The sequence below is a fragment of the Streptomyces sp. NPDC107517 genome, assembly GCF_055582645.1.
In genome coordinates, this window is sequence record NZ_JBVJPM010000007.1 from 249,793 (window position 1) to 266,198 (window position 16,406).

At 70.4% G+C, this 16,406-nt stretch carries 15 protein-coding genes and 1 pseudogene; 4 read left to right on the forward strand and 12 right to left on the reverse strand.

Annotated elements, in window-relative coordinates; genetic code table 11:
* Window positions 1-3: 3 nt before the first annotated feature.
* Complete coding sequence (locus ACZ67T_RS19095) at window positions 4-624, reverse strand: TetR/AcrR family transcriptional regulator (protein WP_469985360.1); 621 nt, start codon at window positions 622-624, stop codon at window positions 4-6.
* 2 nt (window positions 625-626) lie between these two features.
* Window positions 627-1,322 (reverse strand): type 1 glutamine amidotransferase domain-containing protein, encoded by a 696-nt coding sequence (locus tag ACZ67T_RS19100; RefSeq protein WP_469985362.1) that lies wholly within the window; start codon window positions 1,320-1,322, stop codon window positions 627-629.
* A 150-nt stretch (window positions 1,323-1,472) separates the two neighbouring features.
* On the opposite strand from ACZ67T_RS19100, the pseudogene ACZ67T_RS19105 reads away from it, so the two are divergent.
* Window positions 1,473-1,979: pseudogene (locus tag ACZ67T_RS19105) on the forward strand (LysR family transcriptional regulator); the annotation flags it as partial.
* Between the two features lie 59 nt (window positions 1,980-2,038).
* On the opposite strand, the gene ACZ67T_RS19110 reads toward ACZ67T_RS19105, so the two are convergent.
* The gene (locus tag ACZ67T_RS19110; RefSeq protein WP_100594580.1) at window positions 2,039-2,431 is read right to left on the reverse strand and encodes a nuclear transport factor 2 family protein; all 393 of its coding nucleotides are present in this window, start codon (window positions 2,429-2,431) and stop codon (window positions 2,039-2,041) included.
* A gap of 70 nt (window positions 2,432-2,501) precedes the next feature.
* Here ACZ67T_RS19110 and ACZ67T_RS19115 point away from each other — a divergent pair, with 70 nt between their 5' ends.
* Window positions 2,502-3,071 (forward strand): PadR family transcriptional regulator, encoded by a 570-nt coding sequence (locus ACZ67T_RS19115; protein WP_469985363.1) that lies wholly within the window; start codon window positions 2,502-2,504, stop codon window positions 3,069-3,071.
* A gap of 22 nt (window positions 3,072-3,093) precedes the next feature.
* On the opposite strand, the gene ACZ67T_RS19120 is transcribed toward ACZ67T_RS19115, so the two are convergent.
* Both ACZ67T_RS19120 and ACZ67T_RS19125 read right to left on the reverse strand, forming a co-directional pair.
* Window positions 3,094-3,693 (reverse strand): uridine kinase family protein, encoded by a 600-nt coding sequence (locus tag ACZ67T_RS19120; protein ID WP_469985365.1) that lies wholly within the window; start codon window positions 3,691-3,693, stop codon window positions 3,094-3,096.
* Between the two features lie 46 nt (window positions 3,694-3,739).
* Window positions 3,740-4,369, reverse strand: a complete 630-nt coding sequence (locus tag ACZ67T_RS19125; RefSeq protein ID WP_469985367.1) for a hypothetical protein — start codon at window positions 4,367-4,369, stop codon at window positions 3,740-3,742.
* 347 nt (window positions 4,370-4,716) lie between these two features.
* On the opposite strand from ACZ67T_RS19125, the gene ACZ67T_RS19130 reads away from it, so the two are divergent.
* Window positions 4,717-5,241: a YceI family protein gene (locus ACZ67T_RS19130; protein WP_469985368.1), complete on the forward strand. Its 525-nt coding sequence runs from the start codon at window positions 4,717-4,719 to the stop codon at window positions 5,239-5,241.
* A 24-nt stretch (window positions 5,242-5,265) separates the two neighbouring features.
* Here ACZ67T_RS19130 and ACZ67T_RS19135 read toward each other — a convergent pair whose 3' ends face one another.
* Both ACZ67T_RS19135 and ACZ67T_RS19140 read right to left on the reverse strand, forming a co-directional pair.
* A complete protein-coding gene (locus ACZ67T_RS19135) occupies window positions 5,266-5,970 on the reverse strand; it encodes a TetR/AcrR family transcriptional regulator (RefSeq protein WP_469985369.1) in 705 nt (234 codons plus the stop codon).
* Window positions 5,971-6,011: 41 nt separating this feature from the next.
* Window positions 6,012-7,253, reverse strand: coding sequence for an FAD-dependent oxidoreductase (locus tag ACZ67T_RS19140; protein WP_469985371.1), 1,242 nt, complete (start codon window positions 7,251-7,253; stop codon window positions 6,012-6,014).
* A gap of 172 nt (window positions 7,254-7,425) precedes the next feature.
* On the opposite strand from ACZ67T_RS19140, the gene ACZ67T_RS19145 reads away from it, so the two are divergent.
* Complete coding sequence (locus ACZ67T_RS19145; RefSeq protein WP_469985373.1) at window positions 7,426-9,390, forward strand: M13 family metallopeptidase; 1,965 nt, start codon at window positions 7,426-7,428, stop codon at window positions 9,388-9,390.
* A 54-nt stretch (window positions 9,391-9,444) separates the two neighbouring features.
* On the opposite strand, the gene ACZ67T_RS19150 is transcribed toward ACZ67T_RS19145, so the two are convergent.
* From ACZ67T_RS19150 to ACZ67T_RS19170, 5 genes are all read right to left on the reverse strand, one after another.
* On the reverse strand, window positions 9,445-11,817 hold the full coding sequence (locus tag ACZ67T_RS19150; protein ID WP_469985375.1) for a beta-xylosidase/alpha-l-arabinosidase: 2,373 nt from the start codon (window positions 11,815-11,817) through the stop codon (window positions 9,445-9,447).
* On the reverse strand, window positions 11,814-12,635 hold the full coding sequence (locus ACZ67T_RS19155) for a carbohydrate ABC transporter permease (protein ID WP_469985376.1): 822 nt from the start codon (window positions 12,633-12,635) through the stop codon (window positions 11,814-11,816). Before ACZ67T_RS19155 ends, ACZ67T_RS19150 begins: the two co-directional genes overlap by 4 nt.
* On the reverse strand, window positions 12,632-13,567 hold the full coding sequence (locus tag ACZ67T_RS19160; RefSeq protein WP_469985378.1) for a carbohydrate ABC transporter permease: 936 nt from the start codon (window positions 13,565-13,567) through the stop codon (window positions 12,632-12,634). The genes ACZ67T_RS19155 and ACZ67T_RS19160 overlap by 4 nt, the downstream gene beginning before the upstream one ends.
* Window positions 13,568-13,581: 14 nt before the next feature.
* Window positions 13,582-14,892, reverse strand: coding sequence for an ABC transporter substrate-binding protein (locus tag ACZ67T_RS19165; protein ID WP_469985379.1), 1,311 nt, complete (start codon window positions 14,890-14,892; stop codon window positions 13,582-13,584).
* Window positions 14,893-15,220: 328 nt separating this feature from the next.
* A complete protein-coding gene (locus ACZ67T_RS19170; RefSeq protein WP_469985529.1) occupies window positions 15,221-16,267 on the reverse strand; it encodes a LacI family DNA-binding transcriptional regulator in 1,047 nt (348 codons plus the stop codon).
* Window positions 16,268-16,406 lie beyond the last annotated feature (139 nt).

The window sequence follows — 16,406 nt, forward strand, 5'->3', positions numbered from 1 at the left end:
CGGTCAGGCGGGATGCGTCGCGGATCCGGGCGGCGCCCCGCCGGGCGTTGTCACCCGCGAGGTGCATACGGATATGGGGCTGCCGAGGAGCCCTGTGAGCAGCGCGTCCGTGGTCGGCGTGAACAACCGCCGTGCGTCGGACACCGACTCCAGGCCGACCACCAGGGCGATGCAGATGTCGGCGGCCTCGGCGGGTTCCACGGCGGCGGGGGTGCCCGCCTCCGTGAACAGGCCGGCCAGCAGTCGGCGCAGATCCGCGGTGAACGTGTGGCAGATGTCGCCGAACAGCCGGGCCTTCGCGTCGAGAAGCTCGGCGGAGTGCGGCGAGTCCCCGGTGAGGCGCAGGACCAGGTCGAGCTTGGCGGCCAGTACACCCCGGACGCGCTCGGCCACGGGGGTGTCCTCGGCGGCTGCCGCCCGCCGGGCCCGCTCCAGCGCCTGCGTGTGCTGACGCTCGGCGAGCCGGCGGAAGGCGTCGTCCTTGTTGCGTACGTACTGGTAGACCGCGGACCGGGACACGCCCATGGTGGAGGCGATGTCGTCCATCGTGGTGCGCCGGACGCCGTACCTGGTCAGGCAGTCGTAGGCGGCGTCGAGGACCTCGTCGAGCCGGTCGGCGCCCATCGTCAGGCCAGCTTCCTGAGCAGTTCGGCCGCGAGCGGGGCGGCGGAGGCCGGGTTCTGGCCCGTGACCAGGTTGCGGTCGACGACCGTCTTCGGGGCCCACGGCTCGCCCTCCTGGAAGTCCACGCCCGCGTTGACGAGGCGGTCCTGGAGCAGCCACTTCGCCTTGTCGGCGAAGCCGGCCCAGGTCTCCTCGGCGTTGGTGAAGGCGGTCACCTTGTACCCGGCGAAGGCGTTGGAGCCGTCGACCTTGATCGCGGCGAGCACGGCGGCCGGGCCGTGACAGACGATGCCGAGCGGCTTGCCCGTCTCCAGGGCGCGGGTGAGGAGCCTGCCCGAGTCGGCGTCGGCGGAGAGGTCCTCCATGGGGCCGTGGCCGCCGGGGTAGAACACCGCCGCGTAGTCGTCGAGGTTCACGTCGTCCAGCTTGACCGGGTGCCGGAGTTCGCCGAAGGAGGCGAGGGCCGCGGCCATCTGGTCCGCGCCTTCCTGGCCGCCGTTGAACTCGGGCGCGAGGGAGCCCTTGTCCACGGTCGGGACGACGCCGCCGGGGGTGGCCACGACGACGTCGTGGCCCGCCGCCTTGAAGGCTTCGTACGGGGCGACGGCCTCCTCCGCCCAGAAGCCGGTCGGGTGCAGCGTGCCGTCCGCCAGCGTCCAGTGGGTGGCGCCGGTGACGACGAAAAGGATCTTCGACATGGTGAGTGCTCCGAGGGTGCGGGCCCCGCGGGCCCGGAGGACGGGTTCGGATCGCGGAACCTCTGACGCTCTGTGCCCAGATCGTCAGTGTGTGGCGACGGCACCGACCGTAGGACGGGTCTCCCATAGGAATCCAATAGGGTGGTCAATATGAGAAATAGGGATTCGAATGGGTCCCCGGGAATAGGCCGGACGGCGCACACGGGCCCGCTGGACCTGAATCTGCTGCGCACCTTTCTCGCGGTGTACCGGTCGGGTTCCTTCACCGCGGCCGCGCGACTGCTCGGTCTGTCCCAGCCGACCGTCACCACACAGATCCGCGCGCTGGAGCGGCAGCTGGACCGCGAGCTGTTCGAGCGGCTGCCGCGCGGCGTCGCCCCCGCCCCCTTCGCCGACGAGCTCGCGTCCCGGGTGGTCGACCCGCTCGACGCCCTGTCGGCCGTCGCCGGAGGCGGACCCGGCACCGACGCCGCGGCCGAGCCCGTCCACCTCGCGGGACCGGCCGAGATGCTGTGCCACTGCGTCCTGCCGGCGCTGGCACCACTGGTCGAAAAGGGGGTGCGGCTGCGCGTCACCACCGGGCTGACCGACCTGCTCCTCGAGGAGCTGCGCACCGGACGGTACGACCTCGTCATCGCCACCGCCCGCCCCCGCGGCCCCAGCTCCTGGAGGCCGGTCGGGGCTGGTAGCCCCCACCGGCCGCAGTGGCGGCGCGGCTACGCGCCCGCGGCCTCCTGCCGGATCCGCTCGAACTGCGCTCCCATGGCCTCGGAGAGGGCCTCGGCGCCGGACAGGGGGCGCACCATGACGGTGAAGTCGTCGATGAGCCCGTCCTCGTCGAGGTGGATGAAGTCGCAGCCGTTGACCTCGCGGTCGCCGACGCGGGTGACGAACACCAGGGCGTGGTCGCGTCCGTCGGCGCTGCTGATCTCCCGTACGTAGCGGAAGTCCTCGAAGACCCGCATGACGCCCCGGAGGATCGCGGCGGTCATCGCCTTGCCGGGGTACGGGTGGAAGGCGACCGGGCTGGTGAACACGACGTTCTCGGCGAGGAGCGCCTCGACGGCGTCGGGGTCGTTCGCTTCCACGGCCTTGCGGAATGCCTTCATGCGCCGCTCCATAGTCAATTAGTTGAATAGGTGCGACTGAGATTAATCGTGCCGGTGTTAGCGTGTCCAGATGTCTCTGAAGCACGCGGTCCTCGCGGCTCTCCTGGAGGGCGAGGCGTCCGGGTACGACCTGGCCAAGGTGTTCGATGTGGCGGTGGCCAACTTCTGGTCCGCGACCCCGCAGCAGCTCTACCGCGAACTGGAGCGCCTCGCCGGGGACGGCCTGGTCGAGGCGCGGGTCGTGCCGCAGGAACGCAGGCCGAACAAGCGGATGTTCACGCTCACCGACGCGGGACGTGCCGCCCTGGACGACTTCGCCCTCGCCCCGACGAGGCCCACCGCCATCCGCGACGAACTCATGGTCAAGATCCAGGCCTCGGACGGCGCGGACCCGGACGCCGTACGCGTACTCGTCGAGGAGCGCATGGGATGGGCGCGCGGCAAGCTGGCCCGCTACGAACGCCTCAGGGAGCGGCTGCTCGACGGGCGCGACGAGGACACGTATCTGCGCGACGCCGAACGCATCGGCCCGTACCTGACGTTGATGCGCGGCCGCTCCTTCGAGGAGGAGAACCTCCGGTGGGGCGAGCGCGTCCTGGACATCCTTGCGCGGCGCACCTCACGTGCAGACCGGTCCTGAACCCCCTTACGGATGTAAGTGTCTACTGCAGACACATGTAGGTGTGCGCCGGGTCGGCGGGTGCGGTGTGCGGGCCGCCGTCGACCACCACGTCGGCCCGCTCACGTGTCCCGTCCTCGGCGAAGTGCTCGTCCTCCGCGGCCATCCACGCACGCCACAGCGGCAGCGCGTCCTCACCGTCGCGGTTGAGCCCTCTGCGCAGACGCACCGCGCGTCCCGTCTCGACCCACACGGCGCAGGTGAGACGGTCGGCGACGGCGCGGCGTGCCGACGACACACCTTCGAGGACGAGGGTGTGGCCGACGGGAACGTCGTGCCACTCGGCGAGTTCGCGCCGCTCCCAGTCGTAGCGCTGGAACCGGCCGGCCACCCCGTTCCCCAGTGGCTGGAGCACCTGCTCCTCGAGGCGGGGCCACCAGCCCAACGGGTCGTCCCACGAGGCGAAGTCGTCCGTGTGCACGACCCGCGCGCTGCCGAGTGCCCCGGCCAGGCGCTCGGCGAACGTGCTCTTGCCCGCCCCCGACGGGCCGTCCACGGCGACGAGTCTGACCGGTCCGCAGCGCGGTGGCGCCGCCCGGATGCGGGTCGCCAGTGCCGTGTACGTCTCAGGGGTGGGTTCCATGAGGGCGCACCATAGCGGCGGTTGTGCGGTGCCGGGACCGAATATCTCAGGCGTTCGCCGGTGCGTCCTTCTTGTCGGCGGCGTCCTCAGCGGTGGCGGGGGCCGGAAGGGCGGTGTAGAACACGGACTTGTTCTGCTTGGTGCGCTCGGCCTGACCGCGGGCGACGAGGGATTCGAGAGTGTTGCGCACGACCGTGCCGCCGGCGTTGCGCTCCGGGTGGGTCTCGGCGAGCGTCGTGGTGACCTCGGCGGCCGAACGCGGCTCGGTGCTCGTGGTGATGAGGTTCAGGACGATTTCCCGCAGGGTGGGGGTGCCGGGTGTGCGGGGCTGCGCGACGGTGGGTGCCTTCTTCTCCGTGTCCTTCTTGCCGGCCGCCTTCTTCGCGCGCTGCTTGGGTGCCGCGCTCTCCCCCTTCGGCTTGCGTGCCTTGGGGAGTCCGGCGGAAGGCGCCGACTTCGGTGCGACCGGTGCCTTCTCGGCCACCGCCGCCGTGCCCTGACCCGAGAGTGTCTCGCGCATCCCCACCAGCAGGGTGCGGTCGTGGTCCAGCGTCTGGAGCTGCTCCTGAAGTGCGGCCAACTCGGCGGCGACGCGCTCCTGTTCCTTGGCGTTGCGCTCGATGTCGGCCTCCACCTGGGCGGAGTACTGGGACTTGAGCGTGTTGCTGTCCGACATGACTGCCCGCTTTCTGTTGATGTGGGGCTGTGTGTTGGTGCCGAAGGGTACTCACACCACACACACTTTTGCACGGTTCTTCGGTGCATTGCCCCCGCGCGGTGTTGATGGGACGGCACTGTGTTCGGCCGTGCGGGCCGCTTCGGGCGGTGTCGGACCCGGATGTGTAGAACACCTCTGCGTGGGATGCCGGTTGGGCGCAACGAGTGGACGGGGCGCCCGTGCGGGCCGCCGGCGGTGACATTTGTACCGGCCGGGCGACGACATCTCGCTCTGCCGCGCGCCACCCGCCACCGGACATGCTGAGGTCGGCCGCCGAAGTGGCGGTGACGAGACCGATGGAGGTCATGGTGGCATCGCGAGCGGGAGAGCACCCTGTGCCGGACAGCGGCACGTACGAGATCGATCCGGCTGCGTCGAGCGTGAACTTCCGTATGCGCACGGTCTTCGGGCTGTTCCCCGTGAGGGGCAGCTTCCGGATCACGCGCGGACGGATCGACGTGACCGGGCCTGTCGAGAAGTCCACGGTGGACGTGAGGATCGGAGCGGACACGTTCGAGTCGGGTGTGGCGCGCCGCGACGCACACGTACGGTCGGCCGACTACCTGGATGTGGCCACCCATCCGGAGTTCGCGTTCCGCGGCGAGGGCGTCGAGGTGGGCTCCGATGTGACAGTTCTGACAGGGCAGTTGACCGTCCGCGGTGTCAGTCGGCCGGTCGATGTCACCGTGGAGCGTGTGGCCGTCGAGGGCCGCAGGCTGACGGTCGTGGGGTCGGCCGTCGTCGACCGGTACGCGTTCGGTGTGACCGCCGCGAAGGGCATGACCGGCCGCCGGCTGACCGTGCGCCTGGACGTCAGGGCGACACGTTGACCTGCCGCGACACCGGCTGGGGGGTCACGGGGTGTCGGCGCTGGACGGCCTGGGTGTGTGCGGCATCCCGTTGAGCAGCACCCGCAGGCCCCAGCCCAGGCGGGCCTGTCCCGGACCGGACAGCAGTTCGTCGCCCAGCGCGGCGAGGCGCGGGTGGCTCGTGGCGGACACGTCGTGCAGCGCGGTGGTCAGGGCGTCCCGGTCGCCCTGGGCGGCCTCGTCCTGGTCGCGGGTAGACTGCTCGGCCGCGGTCGAAGTGGCGTACTGCAGAAGGGCGTCCACGCCCCATGCGGCCTGCGCGTCCGGGACACCGCCCTCGGCGAGCAGCGCGAGCAGGGCTTCGAGCAGGTCGAGGTAGTGCTCGCCCGAGGGCGTCGCCACGAGTGCGGACCGGGCGAGGCTCGGATGCTCGAACAGCACGGCGGTGTACGAGGACAGGATCCGCACCATACGGTCCTGCCAGTCGCCCGCACCGGTTGCGGGGGAGAGATCGACCTCGCCGAGCAGCTCGTCCAGGATGGCCGCGTGCAGCTCGGCGGTGTTGCGCACGTACACGTAGAGCGAGGCCGGGCCCGTGTCGAGCTCTTGCGCGAGGCGGCGCATGGTGACGCGCTTGAGGCCTTCGTCGCACATGATCGTGACCGCGGTCGCGACGATGCCGTCCCGGGTCAGGGCGGGCTTGGCCGGGCGCTCTCGGCGGCTGCGGGGTGCTGCGGGCTGGGGGGACACATGCTCACCGTAACGAGCCGGGTTCGTGACGAACAAGTTCGTCACGAACCTGTTCCCAGGGTCTGCGCCGTGTCTCCCGCAGTCTCTTCCTTCTCTCCCGCGGTCTCCGCCTCGCCCCCTGCGGCTGCCGCCTCCTCGCGGAACGACGCGAACATGTCGAGCAGGCCCTGCGGCGCGTCGGGGCTGAAGATGACGTCCAGGTTGTCGGCGGAACCGGCCGCGGCGTGTTCGCTGCGGGGGAAGAGCGCCTCCTCGTAGACGGTGAGGGCCTTCTCGGTCTCGCCGGGGTGCGCCAGGATCGCGGCGGCCAGTTCGGCGCCGTCGAGCATCGCCAGGTTGGCGCCCTCGCCGGCGAACGGCGACATCAGGTGGGCGGCGTCGCCCAGCAGGGTCACCCCCGGGACCCGGTCCCACCGATGTCCGACGGGCAGGGCGTGGACGGGCCGTGGGACGAGCGCGCCGTCGGCGTCGCCGATGAGTGCGCGCAGCGCCTCGTCCCAGCCGTCGAAGGACGTGAGGATGCGGGCCTTGGCCGCCTCGGTGTCGGCGAAGTCGATGCCGCTGGTGGTGAACCAGTCGGAGGGCACCCGCAGCGCGCAGTGGATGTGCAGCCGGCCGTCGCTCTCGCGGTGGGCGAGGAAGCCCTTGTCGTCCCCGAGCGCGAACAGCGAACCGCCGCCGACGACTTCGGCACTCTCCGGGTGAAGGGTGTCCGCGTCGTCCAGGTGTGCCTCGACGAACGAGATGCCGCAGTAGGCGGGGCGGGCGTCGGAGAGCAGCGGGCGGACCTTGGACCAGGCGCCGTCGGCGCCGACGAGCAGGTCGGTGGTGAACGTCTCGCCGGACGCGAGTGTCACCTCGTGGCGGCCCCCGGTCAGCGGGCGGGCGCCGGTGACCTTGGCGCCCCAGCGGATGGTGCCCTCGGGCAGTGAGGCGAGCAGCAGGTCGCGCAGATCGTGGCGGTTGACCTCCGGCCGGCCGTCGGTGCCGCCGTCGTCGGACTCCTCCATGCGTACGACGCCGTACCGGTCCAGGATCCGCATGGACTCGCCGCCCGCGTGGATGGCGGCGACGAACTTCTCGTGGAGACCCGCGGCGCGCAGCGCGGCCTGGCCGGACTCCACGTGCATGTCGAGCATTCCGCCCTGGGGGCGGGCGGCGGCCGAGGCCTCCAGGTCGTAGACGGCCGCTTCGACGCCGCCGAGGTGCAGAACGCGCGCGAGGACGAGGCCGCCGAGACCTCCGCCGACGATCGCGATGGGGTGGTGGGTGGTGGTGGGCATGGCGTGCTCCTTCGGGTGGAGTGGCGCCCGCCGTTCCGGGAGCCGTTCCGCCAAGGTAACGAACATGTTCGCTACGAACAAGTTCCTAACGAACATGTTCGTAGAACCCCGTGACAGTCCCGGCCCGGGGGATTACGAAACGTCCCGGCCGCACCTCGCATAAGCTGCGTCGATGAGCATTCTTGATGACGCCCGCCCGGGTATGAACCCCGAGATCCGGCCGCAGGACGACCTGTTCGGCCATGTCAACGGCCACTGGCTGGACACCGAGCCGATCCCCGAGGACCGCTCGAGCTGGGGCCCCTTCGTGCAGCTCGTCGACACCGCCGAGGAGCAGGTCAAGGCGATCATCGAGGAACTCGCGACGGGAGCCGAGGCGGCCTCGGCCGACGCCGGCGAGGCGCGCAAGATCGCCGCGCTCTACGCCTCCTTCATGGACGAGCGGGCCGTCGAGGCGCTCGGGCTCGCGCCGGCGCGCCCGCTGATCGACGAGGTCGCGGCCATCACCGACCTCCGGGGCCTCGCGACGTTCCTCGGCCGCTTCGAGCGCGTCGGCGGCTCCGGCCTCTTCGGGTCGTACGTCGACACCGACGACCGCAACTCCGACCGCTACCTCGTCAACGTCGTGCAGGGCGGCCTCGGCCTGCCCGACGAGTCGTACTACCGCGACGACAAGTTCGCCGAGATCCGCGACAAGTACGTCACCTACCTCACCGATCTCCTGACGCTCGCCGAGCACGCCGACCCCGCGGCCGCCGCGCGCACGGTCCTCGCCATCGAGACCAAGCTGGCCGCGGGCCACTGGGAGCGGGCCGAGACCCGTGACGTGCAGAAGACGTACAACCTCACCGCGCTCGACGAACTCAAGGCACTGGCGCCGGAGTTCGACTGGCACGGCTACACCGCCGCGATCGGCGGAACCGACGCGACCATCGCCGAGACCTGTGTCCGGCAGCCGTCGTACTTCGCCCACCTCTCCCAGGTCCTGACCGAGTTCCCGATCGAGCAGTGGCGCGACTGGGTGCTGGTGCGCGTGCTGCGCGCCTCGGCGCCGTACCTCTCGGACGCGTTCGTGCAGAACAACTTCGACTTCTACGGCCGCACGCTCAACGGCACCCCCGAGCTGCGCGCCCGCTGGAAGCGTGCCGTCGCGCTCGTCGAGGGCGCGATGGGTGAGGCCGTCGGCAAGGAGTACGTGGCCCGGCACTTCCCGCCCGCGTCCAAGGCGATGATGGACGAGCTCGTCGCCAACCTCCTCGAGGCCTACCGCCAGTCGATCGCCCAGCTCGACTGGATGACCGACGAGACGAAGGAGCGGGCGTACGAGAAGCTCGCCACGTTCCGTCCCAAGATCGGCTACCCGGACAAGTTCCGCGACTACTCCAAGCTCCAGGTCACCGCGGACGACCTGCTCGCCAACGCGCAGGCGGCCGCGGCGTTCGAGACGGACCGAGAGCTCGCCAAGATCGGCTCGCCGGTCGACCGCGACGAGTGGTTCATGCTGCCGCAGACGGTGAACGCGTACTACAACCCGGGCACCAACGAGATCTGCTTCCCCGCGGGCATCCTGCAGAAGCCGTTCTTCGCGCCCGACGCCGACGCGGCCGAGAACTACGGCGGCATCGGCTCCGTGATCGGCCACGAGATCGGCCACGGCTTCGACGACCAGGGCGCCCAGTACGACGGCGCGGGCAACCTCAACGACTGGTGGACCGCCGCCGACAAGACGGCCTTCGAGGCCAAGTCGAAGGCCCTCATCGAGCAGTACGACGGCTTCTCGCCGCGCAACCTGCCCGGCGAGACCGTCAACGGCGCGCTCACGGTCGGCGAGAACATCGGCGACCTGGGCGGCCTGACCATCGGCCACAAGGCGTACGTCATCTCGCTCGGCGACACTCCGTCGCCGGAGCACGAGGCCACCGACGGCTCCCAGCGGCTGTTCCTCAACTGGGCGTTCTGCTGGCGCACCAAGCGGCGCAAGGAGCAGGAGCAGCAGTACCTGACGATCGACCCGCACTCCCCGCCGGAGTTCCGCGCGAACATCGTGCGCAACCTCGACGAGTTCCACGACGCGTTCAGCACGTCGGACAGCGACGGCCTGTGGCTCGACCCGGCCGACCGCGTGCGCATCTGGTAGCGCGCCGGTGACGCGTGGCCCGTACCTCTCCGGAAGGTACGGGCCACGGCTGTCTCATCGCGTGGTGACGCCGAAATCGGCGTGCAGCCTGCGGGTGTGGTCCACCGGCCGTACGGGTCCGGTGAGCGTAACCTCCGCGGTCAGCCGGAGGTCGGTGCTGGACGCGCCGAGCCGCAGCTCCAGCGCGCCCGGTTCGACGATCCGCCGCCCGTCCCGCCCGGTGAACGACGCGAGGTCCGCGGGCACCGTCACCCGGACCCGAGCGGCCTGCCCGGGCGCGAGTGCCAGGCGCACGAACCCGATCAGCCGCTGGACGGGCTGCACGACCGAGGCGACCGGGTCGTGCAGATAGAGCTGCGCCACCTCGGTACCGTCCCGGTCGCCCGAGTTCCGTACGGTGAAGGCGAGTTGGGCCTCGCCGTCCGTTCCTACCGTCGTGTGCTCCACGGTCAGATCGGACCAGTCGAACGACGTGTACGTCAGGCCGTGCCCGAAGCCGAACGCCGGTGTCGGGTCGATGTTCGACACCCCGTTGGCCTGCCCGAGCCGCGCCGCCAGATACGTGGACGGCTGGGCTCCCGGGCTGTTCGGGATGCTGACGGGCAGCCGTCCCGATGGGGCGACCCGCCCGCTGAGCACACCGGCGATGGCGGGCGTGCCCTCCTCGCCGGGGAAGAACGACTGGACGACGGCGGCCGACTCCCGCACCGCACGCCCGAGCGCGTACGGGCGTCCCGCCAGGAGCGTCAGCACGACGGGTGTGCCGGTGTCCAGGAGCGTGTTCAGGAGCTGCTCCTGCACGCCCGGCAGCGCGAGCGAGTCCGCGTCGCAGCCCTCGCCGCTGGTGCCGCGGCCGAAGAGCCCGGCGCGGTCGCCCAGCGCGAGGACGACGACGTCGGCGCCCCTGGCCAGCTCCACGGCCTCGGCGAAGCCGCCGGTGCCGGTGTCGTCGATGCCGCACCCGGGCGCCGTGACGACCTCACTGTCCGGGAACTCGGCCCTCAACGACGCGACCAGAGTGGGCAGTTCGATGCCGACCGGCACCTCGGGGTGCCGTTCACCCACGTGCACCGGGAACGCGTAGCAGCCGAGGACGGCCGTCGAGGTGTCGGCGGTCGGGCCGACGACCGCGATCCTGGCGGGCCGGGCCAGGGGGAGTGTGCCGTCGTTGCGGAGCAGGACGACGGCCTGCTCGGCGACCTCCCGGGCGAGGGCACGGCGGTCCGGAGTGTCCAGGACCACGGTTCCGCGCAGCGCCTGCGGGTCCCCGAGGCCGGCTCCGGCCAGTGCCTGCGGCACCGCGTCCCATCCGGCGTCGAGGAGGCCCAGCTGCGCCTTCTGCACGAGCACACGACGGAGCGCCCGGTCCACGACGGCCTCGGACACCCGCCCCTCCGCGACCGCGTCGAGGAGCGGCTGCCCGAACGCCTTGACGGTGGGCAGCTCCACGTCCACCCCGGCGCTCAGCGCGGTGCCGGCGGCCTCGCCCCAGGTGGCGGCGACACCGTGCAGGGTCTTGAGGAATCCGACGCCGAAGTAGTCCGCCACCACCGTCCCCGTGAAGCCCCAGGTGTCCCGCAACAGGCCGGTGAGCAGCTGCTCGTCGGCCGCCGACGGGACGCCGTCCGTGTCGGTGTAGGAGTGCATCACCGAGCGGGCGCCGCCCTCGCGCAGCGCCATCTCGAACGGCGGCAGCATCACATCGGCGCGTTCCCTGGGTCCCATGCCGACGGGCGCGAGGTTGCGTCCCGCACGGGAGGCGGAGTAGCCCACGAAGTGCTTCACGGTGGCGACGATCCCGGCGGACTCCAGGCCCTGGACGTAGGCGGTGCCGAGCGTTCCGACGAGGTACGGATCCTCGCCCATGGTCTCCTCGACGCGGCCCCACCGGGCGTCGCGCACGACGTCGAGGACGGGGGCGAGCCCCTGGTGCACACCCACCGCGCGCATGTCCTGCCCGATGGCCCGGGACATGCGGCGTACCAGCGCCGGATCGAACGTCGCGCCCCACGACAGTGGGACGGGATAGGCGGTCGCGCCCCAGGCGGCGAAGCCCGCGAGGCACTCCTCGTGGGCCACGGCCGGGATGCCGAAGCGGTTGCCCGCGGCGATGCGTCGCTGGGTGCGCAGCAGGGACAGCGCGCCGAGGGCGGGGTCGACGGGGGCGGTGCCGAAGGGCCGGGTGAGCTGCCCGAGACCGTGCGGCAGCAGTGCCTCGAGGTCGACCACTTCCTCCATCTCGTGCTGGTGCGGGGCGACTTCGCCGCCCTCGTCGGACGCCCCGACCCAGACGCCGAACAGCTGGGCCACCTTCTCCTGGAGGGTCATCTCGGCGATGAGGGCGTCGGCGCGCGTCTCGTGGTCGAGGGTCGTGTCGCGCCACAGGGGCGTGGTGGTGTCTGTCGTTGCGGCCACGTTGTGGGTCACTTTCCTCCCACGCCCATGAGCCCCTGGACCAGGGTGCGCCGGGCGAACAGGTAGACGAGCAGGACGGGCACCATGGACAGGACCACGGCGGCCAGCAGCCCCGGGATGTTGATGCCGTACTGGGTGCGGAAGTTGTAGAGCCCCAAGGTGATCACCTTGGTGGAGTCGGACTGGGTGAGCACCAGGGGGAACAGGAAGCCGTTCCACGCCTGGAGGGCGGAGAAGACCGCGATCGTCGAGAGCCCGCCCCGCGACAGGGGGAGTACGAGCTGACCGAACACCCGCCACGAGGAGGCGCCGTCGATGGCCATCGCCTCGTACAGATCCGGGGTGATGTCGCGCATCACGCCGGTCAGGACCAGGGCGCACATGGGGAGCGAGAAGGCCGCGGTCGGCAGGATGACACCGATGAGGTTGTCGTAGAGCCCCGCCTTGCTGATGACGTAGAACATCGGCACGATCACCGCCTGCGCGGGGATGGCGAGGCCGAGCAGGAAGAGGCGGAAGACGGCGGTCGTGACGCGGCCGCGGCTGCGGACGATGGTGTACGACAGCGGCGGCACCACCACGAGGACGATGGCGACCACGCACACGGTCACGATCACCGTGTTGAGGAAGTACCGGCCGAAGCCGGTGGAGAAGTCGTCGATGTAGTTGTGCAGCGTGAAGTGCCGCGGCAGGCTCAGCGGGCCGCTGGCGCCGAAGTCCGCGCGTGACTGCACGGACGCCGCGACCAGGACGTAGAGCGGTGCGCCGACGACGAGCAGCCAGACCACGGAGCCGAGGCCGGCCAGGTAGTTGGGGCGTTGCTTGCTCACAGGCCCTCCACCGAGCTGCGCATCTTGTCGTAGCCCGAGACCCGTACGACGACGAGGGAGATGACCGTCGCCACCACCACCAGGAGCAGCGCGATGGCCGATCCCGCGCCGAAGTCGAAGCTCTTGAAGGCCTTTTGGTACATGTAGTAGGCGCTGATGGTGGTGTCCGTGCCGGGTCCGCCCTGGGTGAGGATCAGGACCGTGTCGAACGTGGTCAGGCCGCCGACGACCATCAGGATCATCGACGTGATCATGGTGTTGCGCAGTTGTGGCAGCGTGATGTGGAAGAACTGGCGCACCGTGCCCGCACCGTCGATCTGGGCCGCCTGGTAGAGGACTTGGGGGATGGCCCGCGCCGCGCCCTGGTAGATCAGGGTGTGGAACGGGGTGAACTGCCAGGCCCCCACGAAGACCAGCACCCCGATGGCCCCGCTCTGCATACCGAGCAGATTGCCGTCACCGAACAGCCACTTGGCCTGTGACGGCACACCGAAGTTGGGGTCGAGCAGCGTGCGCCACAGGACGGAGACCGCCGTGGCGGACAGCAGCAGCGGGACGAAGTAGATCGCGGACAGGATCGCGCGGTTGCGCTGGCGGCCCGCCGCCCAGACGCCGAGGAGGATGCTCAGCGGCGTCTGGACGAGCACGCCCAGCACGGTGATCAGCACGCTCAGCCAGAGGCTGTTGAGCATCACCGGGTCGTCGAGGAGCTTGGTCCAGTTGTCGAGGCCGGCGAACCGGGGCGCGCCCAGACCGTTCCAGCTCGTGAAGGACAGCACAGCGACCAGGACGAGCGGGACGACGGCGAACAGGACGAAGAACACGGTGGCGGGCAGCGCCCAGGCGAAACCCGGGCGCCCCACGCCGGCCGTACTCCGCCGCGCGGGCCGCCGTTCGGCGACGACCGCGGCCTTGGTGACGGTGGTGGTCATCTCGGTATCGGTTCTCACGCGGTGGGCAAGGCCTGCATGGCCTTGATGAAGCCGTCGGTGTCGAGGCCGCCGTTGACGAACTGCTGGACCGCCTGGTGCATGGGTGTCGAGGCGGACTGGGGGTAGGCCTGGTCCCACGAGAGCTGGAACGAGGGGGCCTTCTTCACGAGGTCGAGCTGGTACTTCGAGTAGTCCGGGCTCGCGGAGGTGCCGAGGAACTTCTCCGTGTTGGTCGTGGTCGGCAGGTTGCCGATGCCCAGCTGCGCCTTCACGAACTCGTCGGAGTACTGGAGCTTCAGGAACTCGGCGACGGCCTCGGGGTGCTTCGTCTTCTTCATCACGGAGTAGAAGTTGTTGGTGTTGCCGACGAGGTTGGCGGCGTCGCCGGTGCCGCCCGCGACCGTCGGGAACGAGGAGTAGCCGAGGTCCTTCTTGGCGAACGCGGGGTGGGAGTCCTGCTGGGTCGAGTACTCCCAGGACCCCATGAGCTCGAAGCCGGCCTTGCCGGTGGCGAGCAGCGTGGGCGAGCCCTGGTCGGTGAACTTGACCGAGTCGTAGTTGGTGCCGAAGGCACCCGCGTCGACGAGTTGCCTGAGCATGCCGAGAGCCTTCTTGCTGCCCGCGCTCTCCCAGGCGCTCTTGTCACCGCCGAGCGCCTTCTGGAAGACCTCGGGGCCGGCGACACGGTCGTAGAGGTACTCGAACCACATCAGCGTCGGCCACTGGTCGCCACCGCCGAGCGCGATCGGGGTGACGCCCTTGGCCTTCAGCGCCTTCACCGCGCCGAGCAGGTCGTCCCAGGTCTTCGGCGGCGTGACACCGGCGTCGGCCAGCACCTTCTTGTTGTTGAAGAGCAGCACCGGCTGCGTGCCGCGCATCGGGACCCCGTACGGCTTCCCGTCGACCTTCGCGCTGTCGAAGACCGACGGCAGGAAGCTGGACTTGAGGGCCGGGTCCTTCTTGATGAAGTCGTCGAGCGGCATCAGCAGGTCGGCGTCGACGAAGGGCTTGATGCTGCCGCCGCCCCAGTTGAAGAAGATGTCGGGGGCCTGCGGGGTGCTGATGATGGTCTGCAGCTTCTGCTGGTAGTCGGCGCCGGGGATGGTGTCCAGGACCGCCTTGACCTTCGACGTCTTGTTGAAGGTGGCGACGAGCTGCTTCTCGACCTTGTTGGCCGCGTCCCCGTACACCAGCACGTGGATCTTGTCGGAGTTCCCACCGCCGGCCGAGTCGGAGGAGCCGCCGCCACAGGCCGACAGAGTCAGACCGAGGGCGAGCGCCACACCTCCGGCGACGGCGCGGGAGATCCGTGCGGGTGTCTTCATCTTTTGGAGCCTCTCGAAAGTGTCGGTCAAGAGAGCGAAATGTATTCGGCGGTGTGACGCTAAGGTGCGCCGAAGGGGTGGTCAACCCTCGGCGTACGGGTTTCCGAAGCGTTATCGACGGGGCGCCTGGCGCCGGTCGGGCCTTGTGACGAAAGGGCACGACGAGGCGGCGGTCCGCTTCGGGCCGCCGAAGAGGGCGCGGACGATGCGCGCCGACAGTTTCGAAGCTCGCCGCCAGGCGTGATGGTCCATGGGCGAGGTGGCGAGGTGGCGAGGTGGCGAGGTGGCGAGGAGGCGGGGAGGCGAGGTGACCAGGTGGGAGCGGGGGCTACCGCTCGGCGGGCGCCGCCGTGCTGCTCCGCACGACGAGGCGGGTCGCCAGATCCATGCGGAGCGTGGCGGGCTTCTTGCCCCGTGCCAGGTCGAGGGTGAGCCGTGCCGCCGCCTCGGCCATCTCGACCAGGGGCTGGCGGACGGTGGTCAGCGGCGGCCCGACCCAGCGGGCCAGAGGCAGATCGTCGAAGCCCACCACGCTGACGTCGTCCGGGATCCGCAGGCCCATTTCACGGGCCGCCTCGTAGACGCCGAGCGCCTGGAGGTCGTTGCCGGCGAACACGGCGGTCGGCCGGTCCGGCAGGCCGAGCAGTTCGAGACCGGCCGCGTGCCCGGACTCGTGGTGGAAGGTCCCCTCACGGATCAGCGCCGGGTCGAAGGCGACCCCGGCCGTCTCCAGGGCCGCCCGATAGCCGTCGATCCGGGCACGGCTGCACATCATCCCCGCGGGGCCGGCGATCACACCGATCCGGCGATGCCCCAGCTCCAGCAGGTGCCGCGTGGCGGCGAGCCCGCCCTGCCAGTTCGTGGCGCCGATCGCGGGCACGTCGTCACCGGGGTCGCCCGCCGGGTCCATCACCACGAACGGGATGTCACGGCTGGTGAGCTGCGCCCGCTGAGCGGCGTCCAGCCCGGACAGGACGACGATCACGCCGGTGGGACGGCGGGCGAGAACGCCGTCGACCCAGGACTGGCCGATGCTGAGCTGCCCGGCGTGCTCGGACAGGACCAGGCTGAGTCCCTCCTCGCGCGCCACGTTCTCGACCCCGCGGATCACCTCCATCGACCAGGAGCTGTCCAGCTCGTGGAAGACCAGTTCAAGGAGGGGTATGGCCGTGGTGTTGGCCCTGCGGCGCTGGTATCCGTGGTGGCGGAGCAGCTCCTCGACCCGCTCGCGGGTGGCCGGGGCGACGTCGGCCCGGCCGTTGAGGACCTTCGAAACAGTCGGTGCGGAGACTCCCGCCTCGCGGGCGATCTCAGCCAGCGTCGCCGTGCCGGCCCCGGAAGCCTCCTGGGACGCCGGGGTCTGCTTCTTCTGCACCGCTGAGGAGTTCACGGTACGGATCGTAACTTCTTGGGGGTGAGACGGGGCAAGGGGATCAACGCACCCCAGCAGCCTTGACGCACAGGCAAGATCCTTCTAGGTTTCGCAACATGCGTCTTCAGTGTCGAAATAGTTG